Origin of the sequence: Sphingobium sp. B2D3A, from assembly GCF_025961795.1 — a bacterium.
Classification (GTDB): Bacteria; Pseudomonadota; Alphaproteobacteria; order Sphingomonadales; family Sphingomonadaceae; genus Sphingobium.
The window spans coordinates 1,693,644-1,713,260 of record NZ_JAOQOI010000001.1; the positions used below are offsets into that span (position 1 = coordinate 1,693,644).

The window sequence follows — 19,617 nt, forward strand, 5'->3', positions numbered from 1 at the left end:
ATCAGTGCAGGCATCGCTGGGCGGAAGGCGACAGGAGGGGAAATTTGTGAGCAACAGGGTTCACCGCTGGCACACGCGGCTGATGGTCGCGGCAGGCGCCGCGCTTCTGGCAACGACGGCGACACCAGCCATGGCGCAGGCCTTTGGCGAGCGCAGTGCGGTCAATATTCCCACGTGCAACCGCGACTGTCTGATCGGCTATGCGCGCGATTACATGGCGGCGCTGGCGAAGAAGGACCCCTCGTCCCTCAAGCTCGCGGCGGACGTGCAGTTTACCGAGAACAATGTCGTCATCCCGATCGGCAAGGGCCTGTGGCGCTCGATCAGCAAGGTCGCGCCGACGGGCCTTGAAGCCGCCGATCCGCTTACCGGGCAGGTCGCCTGGTTTGGCGTCGTGTGGGAGCATGGCGAGCCCGCATATTATGCGATGCGGATGCGCGTGCAGGACGACAAGATCGACCAGATCGAGACGGTCGTGCATCGCCGCACCGGCCTGCCGGCGCCCTTTGGCGATCCGGACAAGGTCGCGCATCACCCTGCCTTCAACGAGGTTCTGCCGCCCGATCAGCGCGTCTCGCGGGCGCGGCTGATCGCGGTGGCGCAGAGCTACTTCAACACCGTCGAGCGTAATGACGGCACGGTGTTTGCGCCGTTCACGGAAGATTGCGGGCGGCTGGAGAACGGCATCAGCACCACCGCGCCGGGCAAGGGCGTTTCCGCCGAGCCGGGCGCGAATGGCAATGCGGCTTCGCTGGCCTCGGGCTGCCTCGAACAGTTCAAGCTCGGCATCTACTACATCAACAAGCGCATCCGCGAGAGGCGCTTCCCTCTCGTCGACGAGGAGCGCGGCGTCGTCATTGCCTCCGGCTTCTTCGATCATGACAATGAGGTGGACCGCTACAAGCTGACCGACGGGCGCGAGATGAAGACCGCGCTCAAATGGCCGAACTCGATCACGCTGCTGGAAGCCTTCCGCGTGAGAGACGGCGCGATTCAGGAGATCGAGGCCGTGTTCACCTATGTGCCCTATTTCATGCACAATCCCTGGGCGACCGGCCGCGAGCATGGGGAGCAGGGCGAATGAGGCGCGCGCTTTTCACCGCAGCTGCGCTCTGCGCGCTCGTCACCGCGCCGGCCATGGCGCAGACATCCACGCCTTGTGACTCCGCCTGCCTCGGCCAGCTCGCCGCCAGCTTCATGACCGCGATGGCCAAGGCCGATCCGGTCGGCGTCGCCTGGTCCGACCCGGTGGTCTACGCCGAGAACAGCGTGCCGGTGCGCATCGGCGAAAGCTCCTGGGTCACGATCAAGGCGGTCGATGATGCGCCGCTGGTGGTGACGGACAGCCAGACTGGCCGCGTCGTCTGGTTCGGCTCTGTCGAGGATCATGGTCAGCCCGGCTTCTACGCCATGGACATGGCGACGGAGGGCGGCAGGATTGCCGCCGTGCAATCCGTCATTCGGCGCAAGCAGGGGCGCCAGCCCTTCGGTGATCCGGTTACCTACGCGCCGGCCAAGAGCCTGACGAGCAGCCTCAGCCCGAAGGCACGCCTGCCGCGCGGTCAGATGAGGGCGCTGGTCGACGCTTATTTCTCCTCTGTTGCCGCGAATGGGGAAAGGCCGGCGGTCAGCTTCGACAAGGGCTGCACGACCATCGAGAATGGCGTGCCGGTGACCGGGCTGCTGGCTACCAAAAGTGCGAAGGATGCCGGCTGCGCGGCGCCTTTGACGCGCGGTCTGTTCGGCGAGGTCGAGGCGCTGCGCCATGAGGTCGTGGCGGTCGACGAGGCACGCGGGCTGGTCGCTGCGATCGGCTATCGCGACCTCTCCGGGGCGCAGATGCAGTTCACCGGGCGGGACGGCCAGAGCTACCCGGCTGAGGCCCATTATGCGCGCACCGTGGGTTTCGTAAGCATCTTCAAGATCGCCAATGGCCGCATCGCGCGGATCGAGACGATCTCCAACGAAGTGCCCTATCTCATGCCCGCGCCCTTCGCGAAGCCGCTGCCGAAGGACATCATCGTCGCGGACAAGGGCGTGTTCCCCGAGAATGCCGACGTCGATTCCAAAGGCAATTTCTACATCAGCAGCTTCAAGGGCAATATCTACCGGGCCGTGCCGGGTGGCGCGCAGGCCGTCGCCTGGATCCGTCCGGACGAGAAGAACAAGCTGGCGGCGGTGCTGGGCGTGCTCGCCGATGAGCGGACCAATACGCTGTGGGCCTGCTCGGTGCCGATGGGGCAGGCGGGTGCGGTGTCCGCGCTCGTCGCCTTCGACCTCGCATCGGGCGATCTCAAGAAGCGCTACGAGATGCCGGCCCCGGCCAGCGCCTGCAACGACATCGCGCTCGCCAAGGATGGCACGGCCTATATCGCCGAGACGACCAATGGGCGCGTCTTCACGCTGGCACCAGGCGCCGAGGCGGTGTCGCTGCTGGTCGAGGATAAGGCCCTGCTCGGCGGTGTCGATGGCATCGCGTTCGGTGAGGATGGCACGCTCTACGTCAACAATGTCCGGCAGAACACGATGCTGCGGGTCAATCGGCGCGCGGATGGCAGCTTTGCCGGCCTGACAAAGCTCAATGTCTCGCAGCCGCTCAACGGCCCGGACGGTCTGCGGCCCATCGGGGGCAATCGCTTCCTGCAGGCCGAAGGGCCGGCAGGGCGGATCAGCCTGCTCACTATCGAAGGAGATGATGTGACCGTGAAACTGCTCAAGGATGGCATGGACGGCGTGCCCGGCGTCACCCACTTCGATGGCTTTGCCTATGCGGTAGAGAGCAAGGGCCGCTTCCTCTTCGATCCCGCCCTCAAGGGGCAGGACCCGGGCGCCTTCGCCTTGCGGGCCGTGCCGATGGGAGAGCTGCGATGAGGCGTGCGGCATCGCTGGGACTGGGGCTGGCGCTGGGGGCGCTGCTCGTCGCGGCCGGGCCGGTGCAGGCGCAGATGCACACGGGCATCGATCGCGAGATCGACACGCTCACCACGCGCGTCGAGAAACTGGAGGGCGCCCGCGCGGTGATGAAGCTGCAGCGCGCCTTTGGCTATTATCTCGACCGGGGCTTGTGGCAGGACGCCGCCGACCTGTTTGCGGACAAGGGCAGCATCGAGATCGGCGCCGATGGTGTCTATATCGGCAAGGACCGCATCCGCGATTATCTGAAGGCCCTGCATGGCGGGCAGGATGGGCTGATCTATGGCCAGCTCAATGAGTGGGTGACGCTCCAGCCGGTCGTGGATGTCGCGCCCGATGGCCGCAGCGCCAAGGCGCGTTGGCGCGACCTCGGGATGCTCGGCCAGCACAAGCAGCACGCCGAGTGGCGCGACGGCATTTACGAGAATGATTATGTGAAGGAAGACGGCGTGTGGAAGATCGCGCGGTTGCACCTCTACATCAATTTCGTGGCGCCTTATGAAAAGGGCTGGGCACGCCTCAAGCCCGGTGAGGGGCTGACACGCAGCGCGGTCAGCAAGGCCATGCCGCCGGATCGCCCATCGACCAGCCCGCGGGCCTTCCCGGATCGCACGCTCCCGCCATTCCACGCGCCCAATCCCGTGACTGGCCAGCCCGTGTCGGAGACCGTGCAATGAGCGCCCGCACCAGCATCATGGCCGCACTGATTGGCGGCCTTGTCATCACGGCACCTGCGCCCGCGGCGGCCCAGAGTGACGCGGCGCTGCGGGGCAAGGTCGCCGCCTATCAGAAGCGGGTGCAGGCGCTGGAGGATCAGCTCGCCATCGAGAACCTCACCGCGACCTTCGGCTATTATTTCGACAAGGGCCTGTGGAACCAGGCGGCGGACCTGTTCACCGCGCGCGGGCAGTTCGAATATGGGCAGCGAGGGGTCTATATCGGTTCGGCGCGCATCCGGCAGGCGATGCTGCTCTTTGGGCCGCAGGGCCTGAGCGCGGGCAGCCTCAATAATCACATGATGCTGCAGCCCATTGTGGTCGTCGCGCCGGATGGCCGCACGGCGACGGGCCGCTGGCAGGGCATGGTGATGCTCGCCCGGCCCGGCGAGAACGGCCGTTGGGGCGTCGGCATCTACGAGAATAAATATGTGAAGGAAGGCGGGGTGTGGAAGTTCGACACGCTGCACTTCTACGTCACCGCCATGACCGATTATGATCTGGGTTTCGCCAAATATGCGATCCAGATGGACGGGCCGAGCGCCTTGTTCCCACCGGACAAACCGCCGACGGAGGTCTACCGCTCCTTCCCGAACGCTTATCTCCCGGCGTTCAGCTACGATCATCCCGTCACCGGCCAGTCGCTCAAGGCGCTGCCGATGGAGGGCGATGACATCGTAGGCCGCCCGGATCGCGGCATGGAGAGCGGCAAGCGCGAAGAGAGCAGCGCAGCAAAGGGAATGAGGCAACCATGATGAACCGGACCCGCATCGTCGCGGCCCTGATCGCCGCGTCCGCCCTGCTTCCTGTGGCGCAGGCCTCGGCGCAAACCGCAGCCGAACGCCTCGCTGCGCTGGATGAGCGCATCACCCGACTGGAAGACCTCAACGCCATCGAGAAGCTGCAGCGGAGCTACGGCTATTTCGTCGACAAGAGCCAGTGGCATCCGCTGTCCGAATTGTTCACCGAGGATGCCACGCTGGAGATCGGCGGCAAGGGCATCTTCCTCGGCAAGGCCCGCGTGCTCGAATATATGCAAAAGGCCTTCGGGCCGGACGGCACCAAGAGGGGCGCGCTCGCCAACCACATGCAGTTCCAGCCGATCCCGGACATTTCCGCGGACGGCAAGACCGGCTGGGTGCGGGCGCGGGCCTTTGTGATGAGCAATGGCGGCTGGGGCCTGCCGCTCTACGAGAATGAGTATCGCAAGGAGAATGGCGTCTGGAAGATCAGCCGCCTGACCGGTCCCTTCACCATGTACACAAGCTGGGAAGGCTGGGGCAAATGGGCGATGAACAATACCTGGCCGGACAAGTTCGATCCGCCGCCGGATCTGCCGCCCTCGGTCGTCTACCTGACCTATCCTGCTTATTACATCGTGCCGTTCCATTATCCCAATCCGGTCTCCGGCAAGGTGTTCACACCGGATCGGGATGAAGTCGGCGCCTATCACCGCCCGCCGGGCACGAAGGCGCAGATGGACTCGCTCAAGGTCGGTCGCTGGGTCGATGGATCGCAGCCGATTGGCCAGCCGCCGAAGGACTGAACGCAATGATGGCGATGTGGAGACGGCCCGCCGGTGCGGTGGGCATAGCCCTGCTGGTTCTGGGCGCGCTGATGGTTGCCTTCATGGCGCAATTGCAGGCCAGCGGCCGGGCCGAGGTCGACAGCGCGCGGATGGCGGCGCAGGCGACCGACGGCACGGACTGGCTGCATGACGGGCGTACTTACAGCGCCCAGCGCTACAGCCCGCTCGACCAGATCAATGCACAGAATGTAAGCCAGCTCGGCATCGCCTGGTATGACGATCTCGATACCTTCCGGGGTGTCGAGGCCACGCCGCTTTATGCCGATGGCGTGCTTTACAACACGCTGCCGTGGAACATCACGATTGCCTATGATGCCCGCACCGGCAAGCGCCTGTGGACTTATGATCCGCAGGTGCAGCGCGAGTTCGGCCGCTATGCCTGCTGCGAGCCGGTGGCGCGGGGCCTCGCGCTGTGGAAGGGCAAGGTCATCATCGCGACGCTGGACGGGCGGGTGATCGCGCTCAATGCGGCGGACGGCAAGCCGGTCTGGTCGGTGCAGAGCACGCCGAAGGACATGCCCTATACCATCACCGGCGCACCGCGCGTGTTCGACGGCAAGGTGGTGGTCGGCAATAGCGGGGGCGACATGGGCATTCGCGGCTTCGTCGCGGCCTATGATGCCGATACCGGCAAGGAAGCCTGGAAATTCTACCTGACCCCGGGCGATCCGGCCAAGGGACCGGATGGCGCCGCGTCCGACAATGTCATGGAGATGATCCGCAAGACATGGTCCGGCGACTATTGGAAGCTGGGCGGCGGTGCCAATGCGTGGGACAGCATCGGCTATGATCCTTCGCTCAAGCTGGTCTATATCGGCACGGGCAACGGGTCGCCGCTCTCCTGGCATTATCGCAGCAACGGCAAGGGCGACAATCTGTTCATCTGCTCCATCGTCGCGGTGAATGTCGAGACCGGCAAATATGCCTGGCACTACCAGATGGTGCCCGAGGAGGACTGGGACTACACCTGCACGCAATCCATCGTCACGGCGGACCTGAAGATCGGCGGGCGCGACCGCAAGGTGCTGATGCAGGCGCCCAAGAACGGCTATTTCTATGTGCTGGACCGCGCGACGGGCGCGTTCATCTCGGCCGGCCAGATTGCGCCGGCGAACTGGACGCTCGGCATCGATCCCAAGACCGGCCGCCCGAAGATGAACCCGGATGCGCATTATGGCCAGGATCCGTTTCTGGTGAAACCGGGGCCGGGCGGCGCGCATAACTGGTTCCCCATGGCCTATAGCCCACGCACAAAGCTGGCTTATTTCCCCCTCTACGAATCCGGCATGGTGTTGGCGCTCGATCCCGATTTCCAGCCCAAGCCGTTCCGCTCCAACGCGGGCTGGGGTGGATACACTGGCGAGGCGGCGAAGAAGCGTGGCGAGCTGATGAAAGAGGCCGTGGCGATGGACAAGGCCTATCTCCTGGCCTGGGATCCGGTGACGCAGAAAGCGGCCTGGAAAATCCCGTTGCCCCGCCACGGCAATGGCGGCGTGATGGTTACGGGCAGCGACCTTGTTTTCGAGGGCACGACACGCCAGACCTTCGCGGCCTTCGATGCCCGCAACGGCAAGCTACTCTGGGAAATGCCGGTGCAGAGCGCACCTGTCGCCGGGCCGATCACCTATACGCTGGATGGCGTGCAATATGTCGCCGTCAACGCTGGTTGGGGCGGGGGCGCCGCCATGGTCGAGCGCGGGCAGGGCATCGAGATGCCACGTGCGCCGGCCCGGCTGATCGTGTTCAAGCTGGGCGGCACGGCGCAGTTGCCTGCACTCCAGCCGGCCGCGAAAGCGCCGGAGCCGCCGCCGCTCCGCGCCAGCGAGGCGCAGGTCGCACGCGGGGCGCAGCTCTTCGCCGAGACCTGCGCGGTGTGCCACGGTCAGCAGGCCATCGGCGGCGTCAAGGATCTGCGGATGATGACCCGCGAGACGCACGCGAAGTTCAACGACATCGTGCTCAAGGGTCTTTATGCCGACAAGGGGATGGCGAGCTTTGCGGACCTCATCTCGGCCGAGGATGCCGAGGCGATCCATGGCTATCTGATCGCGCGGGCCAATGAGGATTGGGGCGGCGTGTCGGACGGGAAGGGGCCGCACTAAGCGCGCCGAACGCCCTCAGCCATAAACAGCAACGCCGGGGTTTTGCCCCGGCGTTTGCGTTTGTGCCGCTGTCGGAGAAGAGCTCAGCTCTCCTCTTGGGCCCCATCATCCTGCGAGCCGATGATGGTCGCGGCCACTAAGATGCCGGCGACGGTCAGCACCGGATTGCGGACCGCAAAGCGAAGGCCGTAGTTGATGAGGCGCGGCGTGACCGCTGCGACCACCATCTTGGCGAGCGTGCGGTTATCCTCATGCTTGATCGATTTGACGATCGGCTGCGCCAGGCGCACGCTGGTCTTGCCCAGGGCGCGGCCGGTCTCGACCGCCTTGTCGGCAATGACCTGCGTCGTGCTTTTCTCATGCTCCACCACCACGGGCAGCTGACGCGGGTTCACGGCCTTGGTCCTCGCGCGGCGCGGGGCTGGGGATTTCGGCTTATCGGTTTTCGCTTGTCTCGTCATGATCTCGTCCCACGCCTGTTGTCTCTCATGGTCTAACGTCGGCGCGGGGTGCCCGTTCCCGTGCCCTTACCAGTCTTCCTGGGCACGGGTGATGAGATAGCCGTGGATGTCTTCGGCCTGCGCCTTGGTCAGCACCCCGCTGAAATTGGGCATGCCCTTGTGGAGCAGGGTTCCGTTCAGCACAATGTCGAGAAAGCCGTCATGTGCATCCTTGCTCATCCGCCTCAGATCCTTGATGCCGCCGACGGCATTGTCGCCATGGCAGCGATTGCAGGTCTCGCCATAGAGAGCCGCGCCGCGCGCGGCGACCTCGGTAGGGATGCGCTGGCGGGGCAGATAGGCGGTCTCTTCCTGCGTCTTCATCGGCGGCAGCGTGACGCCCTTGGCGTCCAGCTTGAACACCAGCAGCTTGGCGGTGGCGAAGCGGAAGGGGCCATCTTTGGCGAGATTATAGACCGGAGAGCCGCCCCAGCCCACATTGAGCGCGATATATTGCTCGCCGTCGATCATATAGGTCATCGCGCCCGCGACGCCGGCCTGATCGACGTTCATTTCCCAGAGCTTCCGGCCATTGTCCGCCCGGTAGATGGCGACGGTCTTGTTGATCGTCGGCTGCACGAGGATGTTACCCGCCGTGGTCAGCACGCCGCCTGAGCCCGGATGCGGATAGGGCACGCGCCAGGCCTCACTCTGGGTTGCCGGGTTCCAGGCGAGCAGATAGCCTTTCTCGCTCGCCATGATCTCGTTCATCAGCTGCTTGCGTAGCTCCGGCTGGTTGGCATGATCGAAGCCGGTGTTGTTGCGCCCGCGCACATATTGATACGCACCGTCCGGCTGGTTGGCGTAGATCGACCCCTGCTCCTGCGCCGAGAGATAGACCAGCCCGGTCTTGGGGCTGTAGCTCATCGGGTGCCAGGTGTGCGCGGCCATCCAGCTCGGGCTCATGATGTGCGGCGTGGTCGTGTTATGCGCGTTGGGCAGCACCACCGGGCGCCCCGTCTTCATGTCGACATGGCTGGCCCATGTGTTGACCGAGACATAGCTCTTGGCCGAGATCAGCGCGCCGGTCGCGCGGTCCAGCACGTAGAAGAAGCCGTTTTTCGGCGCCTGCATGGCCACCTTGCGCAGCTTGCCGTCGATCTTGAGGTCGGCGAGCACGATGGGCTGGGTGCAGGTGTAATCCCAGTCCTCCTCGGGTACCATCTGGTAGTGCCATTTATAGGCGCCCGTGGTCGCATCCACCGCCACCATGGAGCAGAGGAACAGATTGTCGCCCTTGCTGTCGCTGCGATGATGCCAGCTTTGCGGGCTGCCATTGCCGGTGCCGATGTAGACGAGGTTCAGTTCGGGATCGTAGGCGAAGCTGTCCCACGCATTGCCGCCGCCGCCTGTCTCCCAGAATTTGCCGTGCCAGGTCGGCGCGGCGATCTTCATCGCGCTGTCGGAGGCTTCGCCGTCCGGCCCGTTCGCGGGGTTGCCCGGGACGATGTAGAATTTCCACAGTCGCTTCCCGGTCTCGGCATCATAGGCAACCACGAAGCCGCGCGAGCCATAGTCCGCGCCGCCATTGCCGATGATCACCTTGCCGTCATAGACGCGCGGCGCGCCGGTGATCGAATATTGCTCCTTGCGATCGAAGGTCTGCGCGGACCAGAGCTCGGCCCCCGTCTTGCGATCGATGGCGATCAGCCGCCCATCCAGCGCGCCGATAATGATCTTGTTGCCCCAGGCCGCAAGGCCGCGCGAGGAGGGGCCGCAGCAGGCGAGGCCGGCCCATTCCTTGCCGACCTTGGGGTCGTAAACCCACAATTTCTCGCCGGTCTTGGCATTATAGGCCGTGACGACGTTGAAGATATTCTCATTGTAGAGCACGCCATCGATCACCAGCGGGGTGGCTTGCACACCGCGATAGGTGTCGAGATCGTCGAACCAGGCGAGGCCGACGCGATGGGCATTGCGGTCATTGATCTGATTGAGCGGGCTGTAGCGCTGTTCGTCCCAGGTCCGGCTGTAGGATGCCCATTGGCCGGGCTGATCGTCGGCCTTCACCATCTGCGCGTGGCCGATGCCGGCTTCCGGCGCCACCGAAGTGGTGGAGGTCGTCATCTGGCAAGCGCTGGCGCCCAGCAGCGCCGTTGCGGCCAGAATAGCAAGCCCGTGCGTCTTCATATCCTCTCCCGACGTTCGGCCGCCTGCGCGCGATGAGCAGGTGGGGCCGCGCCTTCAGGCTATGCCGCACAAGGCGCGTGAATCCAACGCCGCTGGCTTGACCCGCGCGTCACACTTGTTGACCCAAGTGGCTACCGGGCGGGGCGGAGAATGGACGTGCTGATCAGGCGACGCGGCGGGTGATCGTCTCGACGGCCTCATATTGGGAAATTTCGCCGCCCTGTTTGCTGGTGTAGAGCGCCTTGTCGGCAAGGGCGAGCAGGTCTTCGAGCGCTTCGTCCCGGCCGCGCGACACCACGAAGCCGTGGCCGGTCGAAATCTTGAGGGTCAGCGCGCCGATGCTGAACGGCTGGGTGATCGCCTCCCGGATGCGGGCGGCGAGTTGGGCGGCGTCGTCGGCGTTCACGATGTCATATTGGATGACCGCAAATTCGTCTCCGCCGAGCCGCGCGACGATGTCGCTGTCCCTTATCGTCCGGGCGATGCGCTTGCCGGCAGCGGCGAGCAGGGCATCGCCCACCGGATGACCATGGCGATCGTTGACCGGCTTGAAGTCGTTGAGGTCGAGATAATGGACCGCGACCAGCTTGTTCTCCGCCCCGGAGGCGACGACCTGCTCCCACCACTCGCGCAGCGCGATGCGGTTGGGGAGGGCGGTCAGCGCATCCTTGCGGGCGAGGTGCGAGAAGGCGATGCGCAGCGCAATGTCGTCCGCCGAGCGGTTCTGCTTGCCGCGCAGGCTCTGGATGCCGCTGAGCAGGATCGCCGCCATCACGGCGCCGCTGAGCTTATAGAGAAAGTCGGGTTGCAGCAGCATCGCGGCGATGACTGGCCCGAGCGCCAAGATCATGCTCGGCACGGCGATCCACATCCGCGATCCCATGCCGACAGCGACGCCGGCGCAATAGCTGAGCGAAAGGGCCGCAGCCACCATATGGGTGTCCGCCGAGGGGAGCTGGAGCAGGCGAAAGCCGAAGAGGCCAAGCACAAGGGAAAAGCAGAGATAGGGAATCGCAAAGAGCCGCTCGAGATATCTCGCCTGTTCGATCGTCACCCCTTCGGCATGGATGACCGGTGCGATCAGATGCGCGGACACGAGGCGGGCAACGGACGCAACTGCGCCCAGGATGAGGAGGACGAGGAGGATGCTGTCCCCGGTGCGGTTCAGGATGACCAGCCCCGCAGACAAAAAGCTGATCGTCATGACCAGTGCCGGCGCGAAGGCGTGAAAGAGGCCGCGAATCAGATCGATTTCAACCGCTTCGGGGTGATGACGCAGGGGGCTGCCTCGGCCTTTGATGTTACCCACCCTCACATCTCACATCTTATTTCGGTCAACCACGGAGGGCTCGTCTCATCAAGTCGCGCCGCTCGCCGTGAGCGCTCCACCTAGAGGGTGAAACGTCTCCAAATCTTTAAAGTTGTTATTATTTCTGGCGACCTGTTGTGCCGTGCCTCATCGGCACAGCGCATGGTGACGCGCTTAACGCCCGGTCCACTCCGGCCGGCGTTTTTCCACGAAGGCAGCCATGCCCTCCGCCTTGTCTTCCGTGGATGCGAGGAGTTGGAAGATGCGCCGTTCGCTGACCAGACCCTGGGTGAGTGTGGTTTCGAACGCGAGGTTGACCAGCTCCTTGTTGGCCATGACGGCCAGCGGCGGCATATTGGCGACCGCCTCGGCGGCCTTTAGGGCTTCGTCCAGCAAGTCATCGGCGGGCACGATGCGGGCGACGAGGCCAGCCCGCTCGGCTTCCTCTGCATCCATGCGGCGACCGGTGAGGCACAGGTCCATCGCCTTGGCCTTGCCGACCGCGCGTGTAAGGCGCTGAGAGCCACCCATGCCGGGCGCCACGCCCAAAGTGATTTCCGGCTGGCCGAACTTCGCCGTGTCTGCAGCAATGATGAAGTCCGCCATCATCGCCAGTTCGCATCCGCCGCCGAGCGCGAAGCCGGCGACCGCCGCGATCCACGGCTTGCGCGTCGCGGCGATGCGGCTTGTCCACTGCGCGAACATCTCCGCGCGGTACATGTCGGCGCCGGTCTTATCGGCCATCTCCTTGATGTCCGCGCCGGCGGCGAAGGCTTTCTCGCTGCCGGTGAGGACGAGGCAGCGCTGCGCGTCGTCCGCATCGTAGCCCTCGAATACCGCGATCAGATCGGCCAGCATCTGGCTGTTGAGGGCGTTGAGCGCCTGGGGGCGATTGAGCGTGACCAGCGTGACGGCGCCGCGCTGCTCGACCAGCACTGTCTCATAGCTCATGCGCAATCGCTCCCTTAACGCCTCCGGTTCAGAGGATATATTTGCTCAGGTCCGTGTTCTTGGCGATACCCGAAAGCTGGCGCTCGACATAGCCGGCATCGATGGTGATTGTCTCGCCGGCGCGGGTGTCAGCCTCGAAGCTCACATCCTCCAGCAGCTTTTCCATCACGGTCTGCAGTCGGCGGGCGCCGATATTCTCGACCTGCTCGTTCACGTCGGCGGCGATCTTCGCGATGGCGCGAATGCCGTCCGGCGCGAGCTGGATGGTCACGCCCTCGGTGGCCAGAAGTGCGGCATATTGCTCAGGCAGCGAGGCCTTGGTGTCGGAGAGGATCGCGACGAAATCCTCCTCAGTCAGGCCTTTCAGCTCCACGCGGATCGGCAGGCGGCCCTGCAGTTCCGGCAGCAGGTCGCTCGGCTTGGCGACATGGAAGGCGCCCGAGGCGATGAATAGGATATGGTCGGTCTTGAGCGGGCCATATTTGGTGGCGACCGTCGTGCCCTCGATCAGCGGCAACAGATCGCGCTGGACGCCTTCGCGGCTCACCGATCCGCCGCGCACATCGCTGACCGCGATCTTGTCGATCTCATCGAGGAACACGATGCCGTTCTGCTCGGCCGAAGCAATGGCGACGCGGGCGACATCATCCTGATCGAGCCGCTTGTCCTGCTCCTCCTCGACCAGCTTGTCCCATGCATCGGCCACGCGCATCTTGCGGCGCTTCTTCTGCTGCTGGCCGAGCGCCTTGGACATCATGTCCGACAGGTTGATCATGCCGATATTGCCGCCCATGCCGGGGATTTCCATCGGCGCGGCGGGAGCGTCGGTCACCTCGACTTCCACCTCGACATCGTTCATCTGGTCGCTCTCGATCCGCTGGCGGAAGGAGAGGCGGGTGGCCTCGCTGGCTTCCTTGCCGGTGAGCGCATCGAGCAGCCGGCCCATCGCCGCCTCGCTGGCCGCGCCGCGCACGGCCTCGCGCCGGCGCTCGCGTTCGAGGCGCACGGCTTCCTCCACCAAATCGCGCACGATCTGCTCCACGTCGCGGCCGACATAGCCGACCTCGGTAAACTTGGTCGCTTCCACCTTGATGAACGGCGCATCGGCCAGCTTGGCGAGGCGTCGGCTGATCTCGGTCTTGCCGCAGCCCGTGGGGCCGATCATGAGGATGTTCTTCGGCGTCACCTCGTCGCGCAGCTCGGCGGGCAGCTTCTGCCGCCGCCAGCGATTGCGCAGGGCCACGGCGACAGCGCGCTTCGCTTCGGCCTGGCCGATGATGTGCGCATCCAGCGCGGTGACGATGGCTTTGGGAGTGAGATTATCGTTCATAAGGGTGCTTTGAAATCCGTTCGTGTCGAGCGAAGTCGAGACACGTTGAGGCCGGTCTGTCCGTCTCTCGACTTCGCTTGAGACGAACGGGGTGAGGCGGGGCGAGGTATCAGGTGGCGCTGTCCAGCGTCTCGATAGTCAGGCTGTCATTTGTGTAGACGCAGATTTCCGCCGCGATCTTCATGGCCTTGCGGGCCAGCGTCTCGGCGTCTTTCTCATAATCCTGCAGCGCCCGCGCGGCGGAGAGCGCGTAATTGCCGCCCGATCCGATCGCCGCGATGCCTTCCAGCGGCTCCAGCACGTCGCCATTGCCGGTAAGGATCAAGGTCGTGTCCTTGTCCGCCACGATCATCATGGCCTCGAGATTGCGCAGATATTTGTCCGTCCGCCAGTCTTTCGCCAGTTCCACGGCGGCGCGCATCAGTTGGCCGTTGTGGCGCTCCAGCTTGCTCTCCAGCCGCTCGAAGAGCGTGAAGGCATCGGCGGTGGCTCCGGCAAAGCCGCCGATCACACTGCCATCATGCAGGCGGCGGACCTTGCGGGCATTGGGTTTCATGACTGTCTGCCCCATCGAGACCTGGCCATCGCCGATGACGACGACCTTTCCTGATGCGCGGACGGAGAGGATGGTGGTGCCGTGCCAGACCGGCATGGCGCTGTGCGGGGTGTCTGCCATGCGCCGCGATATGGGTGAGGGGAACCGGCCATGCAAGCGGCAGCCGGTCGGTCGAACACGCGCGGTATCCGATGATAGCGGCGCGGGCGCCAGAATCGGGGATGACAGGGCTCGGGCAGCCCATTATCTGGCGCCGCCATGACACCTGCCGATCCCAACGCTCCGCTCCGTCCGCTGCCGCTGCTGATCTTCGGGTCGCGCTGGCTTCAGCTCCCGCTGTATCTGGGCCTCATCGTCGCGCAATGCGTCTATGTGTTCCTGTTCATCAAGGAGCTGATCCACCTCGTCCTCCACGCCTATGAGTTCACCGAGCAGCAGATCATGCTGATGGTGCTCGGGCTGATCGACGTGGTGATGATCTCCAACCTGCTGATCATGGTCATCGTTGGCGGCTATGAGACCTTCGTGTCCCGGCTCGGCCTGCAGGGCCATCGCGACCAGCCGGAGTGGCTCAGCCATGTGAATGCCGGCGTGCTCAAGGTGAAACTGGCGATGGCGATCATCGGCATTTCCTCCATCCACCTGCTGCGCACCTTCATTGAGGCCGGCGCCATGGGCACGCCCGCGGCTCGCGTGACGAGCGAGGGGGTGATGTGGCAGGCGATCATCCACGGCCTCTTCATCATATCCGCCATCGGCATCGCCTATGTCGACCGGATGACGCAAACCAAGCACTGAGGCGAAGCGCGGTGTCGCGCTGGTGGTCCCGAGGAATCGCACGGCAGGCCGATACAGCGGCTTGACATGCCGCCCCTCAATCGCCAAAGCGCTCGCCTCCGCGATTGGATCGCCGGGCGCGTAGCTCAGTGGTAGAGCACACCCTTCACACGGGTGGGGTCGCAAGTTCAATCCTTGCCGCGCCCACCATTAAAAGCCCTGATTTCAAGGGCTTTTAATGCACATTTCCGAGCGAATGAAAAAACCGCTTTTCCGGGGCAGACCAAAAACAAAGGTCTCTTCCGTGGGCTGATCGGTACAAATCCCGTACAGCATTTCACGCCGGTTTGCGGGCTCTAAGCCGAATACATGCGGCGCCGATCTTCGCTCCCTCATCGACGACGATCAGCACCTTGCCCCTGGCCAAGGATAGCTTGGGAGTGATTTTCGATGGCACTTGTCACATGCTCGGGGGCAGGCCGTCGGTCGCCTCTATCCGGCCAGACTAGGCGCAGGGTTTGAAATCGCTGTCACGGCGCGCGCCCTCAAGGCCTGTCCCGCTGATGGGAGCTTCGACGCCCCGAGGTTCGGCTCGACAATATAGCTTCATCAGCGATGCCCGATGAGCGAACACGGCTTCGTCGTTCATGTGCGCACCATCCTGAGCCGCCCGGCCGATCAACGCCGCGAGGGCAGCCCGATCGCGCCCCAGCCGGACCAGTTCAGCCGCTAAAGCCTGAGGATCCATGGGGGTGAGCACGCCGCCACCGTGGCCGGAAATCAAATCCTGAGGATATGCTGACCCATAACCGACTATGGGTGTTCCAGACGCCAGCGCCTCGATCAGGTTTCGCGGAGATTCAGGTGTCAGGTGACAAAACGGCATCAGATGCGCCGCGCGCAACTTATCCAGCAACTCCGATCGATCGACAAGGAGGCCGGGGAATTCGATCTGTTCCTCAAGCCCTTGCGCCAGCACTTTTGCGCGTGCCTCTTCCCGTTGCGGGCCATCGCCAAACCACTGGGCATGAAACGCCACGCCGGCCTCTTTGACGAGACGGAGCGTTTCTATCCAGTCCATGACACCTTTATCGGGGTGAAACCGCCCAATGTAGATCAGACGCAGAGGGCCCTGCTCGACGTCGCGTATTTTGCGGTTCAGGCTTTCGTCCGAGATTTTGTCGTGCGGCTTCAAATGGATGTCGTGCACAAGAAACGAATTGGCGTTGAACCCACGATAAGTCTGGTAGCAATCATTGCCGTGGAACAGGCCAAGCGCTGCCGAACCAATCGCGCGACGCTCCAGGCATCGCGCGAGGCCCGCATTCACAAGCCTGACAAAGCGCCGGACGCCCGACGCTCTGAGGGCGTCGATGCGCATGACTTCCGACTCGACCCTGTCCGTCCACACGGCGACCTTCCGTCCTCGGCGAGCGGCCATCAGCGCCGCAACGGCGGCCCAGTCTCCCCATGCCCCGCCAAGGGCACAATGGAGGAACGCGTGGCTGTCGATCAGGCGTGACAATTTGGCACGCATCTCTGGATAGGCCTTGGCAAAGGAAAGTGGCGTCCACGCTCGCGGCATCAGCTCAACGGCAAGATTTGGTCCCAAGCCAAGCCCTGCGATCGAAACGCTGTCCGCAGGAGGGGGAGCGTTCACGACCTTCACGCACAATGTCATCTGGCCGAAATGGCGAATCCACTGGTGCAGGCCATTCGCCGCCTGCTGCTCAATGAAGACATCGCCTTCGTACTGATGAACGAGAAGGGGCAGGATAAGGAGCAAGCCGCCCGACGGTTTGCTTGCCACGTCTTCCATCAACCGACCTCACCACATTTCTCCGCCCAGCCGCCCCATAAAGCGAGCGTGCGCGGCAGCAAGTCTCTAGCTCGGCAAGTATTAAATCCGTTCTAATGTCGGAGATCGTTTCGCTATCAGACGGGGCGCACGTTCAGTCCGTGCCTGCGCCCCCTATCGCAGGGCCGTCATGCCCATCTCCCCATCATATTCCTGGACAGGCTAAGCCCAGCTCAGTGGCCGCTATGGTCTTCCATGCCGGCCATCGCGCCCTCCGCGTCCGGCTGTTGCACGATGGCGTCGGCGAGAATGCGCTGGCCGTTGGAGAAGATGAATGTGAACGTCATCTTCTTGTCCTCAAGCGCCTGCGGGTTGATCGACCACAGCATGAGGTGCTTGCCGCCCGGTTCGAATTTCACTGTCGCGCCGGCGGGCACGTCCACAGTCTTCACTGGGCGCATGGAGGCGACGCCGTCCTTGGTGCTGCTCTCGTGAATTTCCACACGCACGGCCTCGTCGGTCAGCACGTCGCGCAGCACGACATCATCGGCGCCGCCGTGGATCGTGAAATAGGCCGCAGAGGGGGCATTGGGATTGGGGTTAAGGCGCAGGAAGCCGCCATCGACATCCAGCGGCGGCGGGTCGCTGCACGCGGCGAGCGTCGCCAGCATCGCGGCTGCGACGAGGAGCGAGGAGGGCTTGTGCATGTGCGGTCTCCGGGAGGCTTGTTATCTCGCGCGGCTTTAGACCCGGCGATCTACGCCGCCAAGCAAAACAGGGCCGGCTTGCTCGGGCGAGCATCTCCTGACCTGTCCGGCCGGGCCTGCCGTGCGCGCTTGGGGCAGCTAAATCATCTCGGGACTTGTTGCGCGAAAACACCCTCCTATATCGGCGCGGTCAACGGGGTGGTTTCGGCCTGAGTGCGGAGCCGCCCCGGCAGCGGCCCAATTCCGGGCGCTCAACTACACATGGGGTACAAGAGGGCAAATATGGCTAAGGTTATCGGTATTGATCTCGGCACCACGAACAGCTGCGTCGCCGTGATGGACGGCGGCAAGCCGAAAGTGATCGAGAATGCGGAAGGCGCGCGCACCACGCCCTCCATCGTGGCATTCGCCAAGGATGGCGAGCGGCTCATTGGCCAGCCGGCCAAGCGTCAGGCCGTGACCAATCCGGACAACACCGTTTATGCCGTCAAGCGCCTGATCGGTCGCCGGTTCGACGATCCGCTGACCAAGAAGGACATGGAGCTGGTCCCCTACAACATTGCCAAGGGTCCCAATGGCGACGCCTGGGTGAATGCTGGCGGGCAGGACTACAGCCCCTCGCAGATTTCCGCCTTCATCCTGCAGAAGATGAAGGAAACCGCCGAGAGCTATCTCGGTGAGACCGTGACGCAGGCCGTGATTACCGTGCCGGCCTACTTCAACGACGCGCAGCGCCAGGCGACCAAGGACGCCGGCCAGATTGCGGGCCTTGAAGTGCTGCGCATCATCAACGAGCCGACCGCAGCGGCGCTCGCCTATGGGCTTGAGAAGAGCGAAGGCAAGACCATCGCGGTCTATGACCTTGGTGGCGGCACCTTCGACATCTCGATCCTCGAGATCGGCGATGGCGTATTCGAGGTGAAGTCGACCAATGGCGATACCTTCCTTGGCGGTGAGGACTTCGACTCCAAGATCGTCGAATATCTCGCTGATGGCTTCAAGAAGGACGAAGGCATCGACCTGCGCGGCGACAAGCTGGCGCTGCAGCGCCTGAAGGAAGCCGCCGAGAAGGCCAAGATCGAGCTTTCCAGCGCGCAGACGACGGAAGTGAACCTGCCGTTCATCACCGCCGATGCGACTGGTCCCAAGCACTTGGTCAAGACCATCACCCGTGCCGACCTTGAGCGGCTGGTCGAGGCGCTCATCAAGCGCACGCTCGAGCCCTGCAAGAAGGCGATTGCGGACGCAGGCGTTTCCTCCAGCGAGATCAGCGACGTCGTGCTCGTCGGCGGCATGACCCGCATGCCCCGCGTGCGCGAAGTGGTGAAGGAGTTCTTCGGCAAAGAGCCGCACACCGGCGTCAACCCGGATGAAGTGGTCGCCATGGGCGCCGCCATTCAGGCCGGCGTGCTGCAGGGCGACGTCAAGGACGTGCTGCTGCTCGACGTGACGCCGCTGTCGCTGGGCATTGAGACGCTGGGTGGCGTGTTCACCCGCATGATCGATCGTAACACCACGATCCCGGCCAAGAAGAGCCAGGTTTACTCGACGGCTGACGACAATCAGCAGGCAGTGACCATCCGCGTCTTCCAGGGCGAGCGTGAAATGGCGGCGGACAACAAGCTGCTCGGCCAGTTCGATCTGGTCGGCATTCCGCCGGCGCCGCGCGGCGTGCCGCAGATCGAGGTCACGTTCGACATCGACGCCAACGGCATCGTGAACGTCTCTGCCAAGGACAAGGGCACCGGCAAGGAGCAGCAGATCAAGATCCAGGCTTCTGGTGGTCTGAGCGATTCCGACATCGACCAGATGGTCAAGGATGCCGAGCGCTTTGCCGAGGAAGACAAGAAGCGTCGTGAGGGCGCCGAGGCGAAGAACAACGCCGAGAGCCTGATCCACACCACGGAGCGCCAGCTCGCCGAGCATGGCGACAAGGTGGACGAGGCGCTTAAGGGCGAGATCGAGGCGGCTGTCACCGCGGCCAAGAGCGCGGTCGAGGGCGGCGATGTCGAGGCCATGAAGACCAAGACCCAGGAACTGGCACAGGTCTCCATGAAACTCGGTCAGGCGATCTACGAGAAGGAGCAGGCTGCGGCCGCGTCTCCGGGCGCCGAAGGCACGGCCCAGAAGGCTGATGATGACGTCGTCGACGCCGAGTTCTCGGAAGTCGACGAAGACAACAAAGCCTGATTGAACGGAAATGACGCCCGGCCGGCCCGTGAACTGGCCGGCCGGGCGAT

General features: G+C 64.0%; 16 protein-coding genes and 1 tRNA gene. 9 read left to right on the top strand and 8 right to left on the bottom strand.

Annotated features, from left to right (window positions below; genetic code table 11):
- Window positions 1-46 precede the first annotated feature (46 nt).
- The 6 genes from M2337_RS07840 to M2337_RS07865 are packed head-to-tail and all read left to right on the top strand — an operon-like array spanning window position 47 to window position 7,319.
- On the top strand, window positions 47-1,084 hold the full coding sequence (locus tag M2337_RS07840; RefSeq protein ID WP_264569762.1) for a hypothetical protein: 1,038 nt from the start codon (window positions 47-49) through the stop codon (window positions 1,082-1,084).
- Window positions 1,081-2,871, top strand: coding sequence for an SMP-30/gluconolactonase/LRE family protein (locus tag M2337_RS07845; RefSeq protein WP_264569763.1), 1,791 nt, complete (start codon window positions 1,081-1,083; stop codon window positions 2,869-2,871). The genes M2337_RS07840 and M2337_RS07845 overlap by 4 nt, the downstream gene beginning before the upstream one ends.
- A complete protein-coding gene (locus tag M2337_RS07850) occupies window positions 2,868-3,590 on the top strand; it encodes a nuclear transport factor 2 family protein (protein ID WP_264569764.1) in 723 nt (240 codons plus the stop codon). Before M2337_RS07845 ends, M2337_RS07850 begins: the two co-directional genes overlap by 4 nt.
- The gene (locus M2337_RS07855; protein WP_264569765.1) at window positions 3,587-4,384 is read left to right on the top strand and encodes a nuclear transport factor 2 family protein; all 798 of its coding nucleotides are present in this window, start codon (window positions 3,587-3,589) and stop codon (window positions 4,382-4,384) included. Before M2337_RS07850 ends, M2337_RS07855 begins: the two co-directional genes overlap by 4 nt.
- Window positions 4,381-5,175: a nuclear transport factor 2 family protein gene (locus M2337_RS07860; RefSeq protein ID WP_264569766.1), complete on the top strand. Its 795-nt coding sequence runs from the start codon at window positions 4,381-4,383 to the stop codon at window positions 5,173-5,175. Before M2337_RS07855 ends, M2337_RS07860 begins: the two co-directional genes overlap by 4 nt.
- 5 nt (window positions 5,176-5,180) lie before the next feature.
- Window positions 5,181-7,319 carry a PQQ-dependent dehydrogenase, methanol/ethanol family gene (locus tag M2337_RS07865; RefSeq protein WP_264569767.1) on the top strand — a complete coding sequence of 713 codons (2,139 nt, stop codon included), beginning with the start codon at window positions 5,181-5,183 and terminating at the stop codon, window positions 7,317-7,319.
- 83 nt (window positions 7,320-7,402) lie between these two features.
- On the opposite strand, the gene M2337_RS07870 is transcribed toward M2337_RS07865, so the two are convergent.
- The 6 genes from M2337_RS07870 to hslV form a co-directional block, all read right to left on the bottom strand.
- Window positions 7,403-7,714, bottom strand: coding sequence for a hypothetical protein (locus tag M2337_RS07870; protein ID WP_264569768.1), 312 nt, complete (start codon window positions 7,712-7,714; stop codon window positions 7,403-7,405).
- A gap of 132 nt (window positions 7,715-7,846) precedes the next feature.
- Window positions 7,847-9,949: a PQQ-dependent dehydrogenase, methanol/ethanol family gene (locus M2337_RS07875; protein ID WP_264569769.1), complete on the bottom strand. Its 2,103-nt coding sequence runs from the start codon at window positions 9,947-9,949 to the stop codon at window positions 7,847-7,849.
- A gap of 163 nt (window positions 9,950-10,112) precedes the next feature.
- The gene (locus tag M2337_RS07880) at window positions 10,113-11,258 is read right to left on the bottom strand and encodes a GGDEF domain-containing protein (RefSeq protein ID WP_184117242.1); all 1,146 of its coding nucleotides are present in this window, start codon (window positions 11,256-11,258) and stop codon (window positions 10,113-10,115) included.
- A 174-nt stretch (window positions 11,259-11,432) separates the two neighbouring features.
- Window positions 11,433-12,209, bottom strand: a complete 777-nt coding sequence (locus tag M2337_RS07885; RefSeq protein ID WP_264569770.1) for an enoyl-CoA hydratase-related protein — start codon at window positions 12,207-12,209, stop codon at window positions 11,433-11,435.
- 28 nt (window positions 12,210-12,237) lie between these two features.
- Window positions 12,238-13,539, bottom strand: a complete 1,302-nt coding sequence (gene hslU / locus M2337_RS07890) for an ATP-dependent protease ATPase subunit HslU (protein WP_264569771.1) — start codon at window positions 13,537-13,539, stop codon at window positions 12,238-12,240.
- Window positions 13,540-13,648: 109 nt separating this feature from the next.
- A complete protein-coding gene (gene hslV, locus M2337_RS07895) occupies window positions 13,649-14,191 on the bottom strand; it encodes an ATP-dependent protease subunit HslV (RefSeq protein WP_264572210.1) in 543 nt (180 codons plus the stop codon).
- Between the two features lie 162 nt (window positions 14,192-14,353).
- Between hslV and M2337_RS07900 the strand changes: the two genes are divergently transcribed.
- Both M2337_RS07900 and M2337_RS07905 read left to right on the top strand, forming a co-directional pair.
- Entirely contained in the window at window positions 14,354-14,893 is a 540-nt protein-coding gene (locus tag M2337_RS07900; protein ID WP_181559050.1) for a TIGR00645 family protein, read from the top strand.
- A 114-nt stretch (window positions 14,894-15,007) separates the two neighbouring features.
- Window positions 15,008-15,082 (top strand) — tRNA-Val (locus M2337_RS07905).
- A 295-nt stretch (window positions 15,083-15,377) separates the two neighbouring features.
- Here the strand turns inward: M2337_RS07905 and M2337_RS07910 are convergent.
- Together M2337_RS07910 and M2337_RS07915 are read right to left on the bottom strand one after the other, a co-directional pair.
- Window positions 15,378-16,691, bottom strand: coding sequence for a glycosyltransferase family 4 protein (locus M2337_RS07910; protein WP_264569772.1), 1,314 nt, complete (start codon window positions 16,689-16,691; stop codon window positions 15,378-15,380).
- Between the two features lie 212 nt (window positions 16,692-16,903).
- The gene (locus tag M2337_RS07915; RefSeq protein ID WP_264569773.1) at window positions 16,904-17,377 is read right to left on the bottom strand and encodes a copper chaperone PCu(A)C; all 474 of its coding nucleotides are present in this window, start codon (window positions 17,375-17,377) and stop codon (window positions 16,904-16,906) included.
- 282 nt (window positions 17,378-17,659) lie between these two features.
- Between M2337_RS07915 and dnaK the strand changes: the two genes are divergently transcribed.
- On the top strand, window positions 17,660-19,567 hold the full coding sequence (gene dnaK, locus M2337_RS07920; RefSeq protein WP_181559100.1) for a molecular chaperone DnaK: 1,908 nt from the start codon (window positions 17,660-17,662) through the stop codon (window positions 19,565-19,567).
- The last annotated feature ends 50 nt before the right edge of the window (window positions 19,568-19,617 follow it).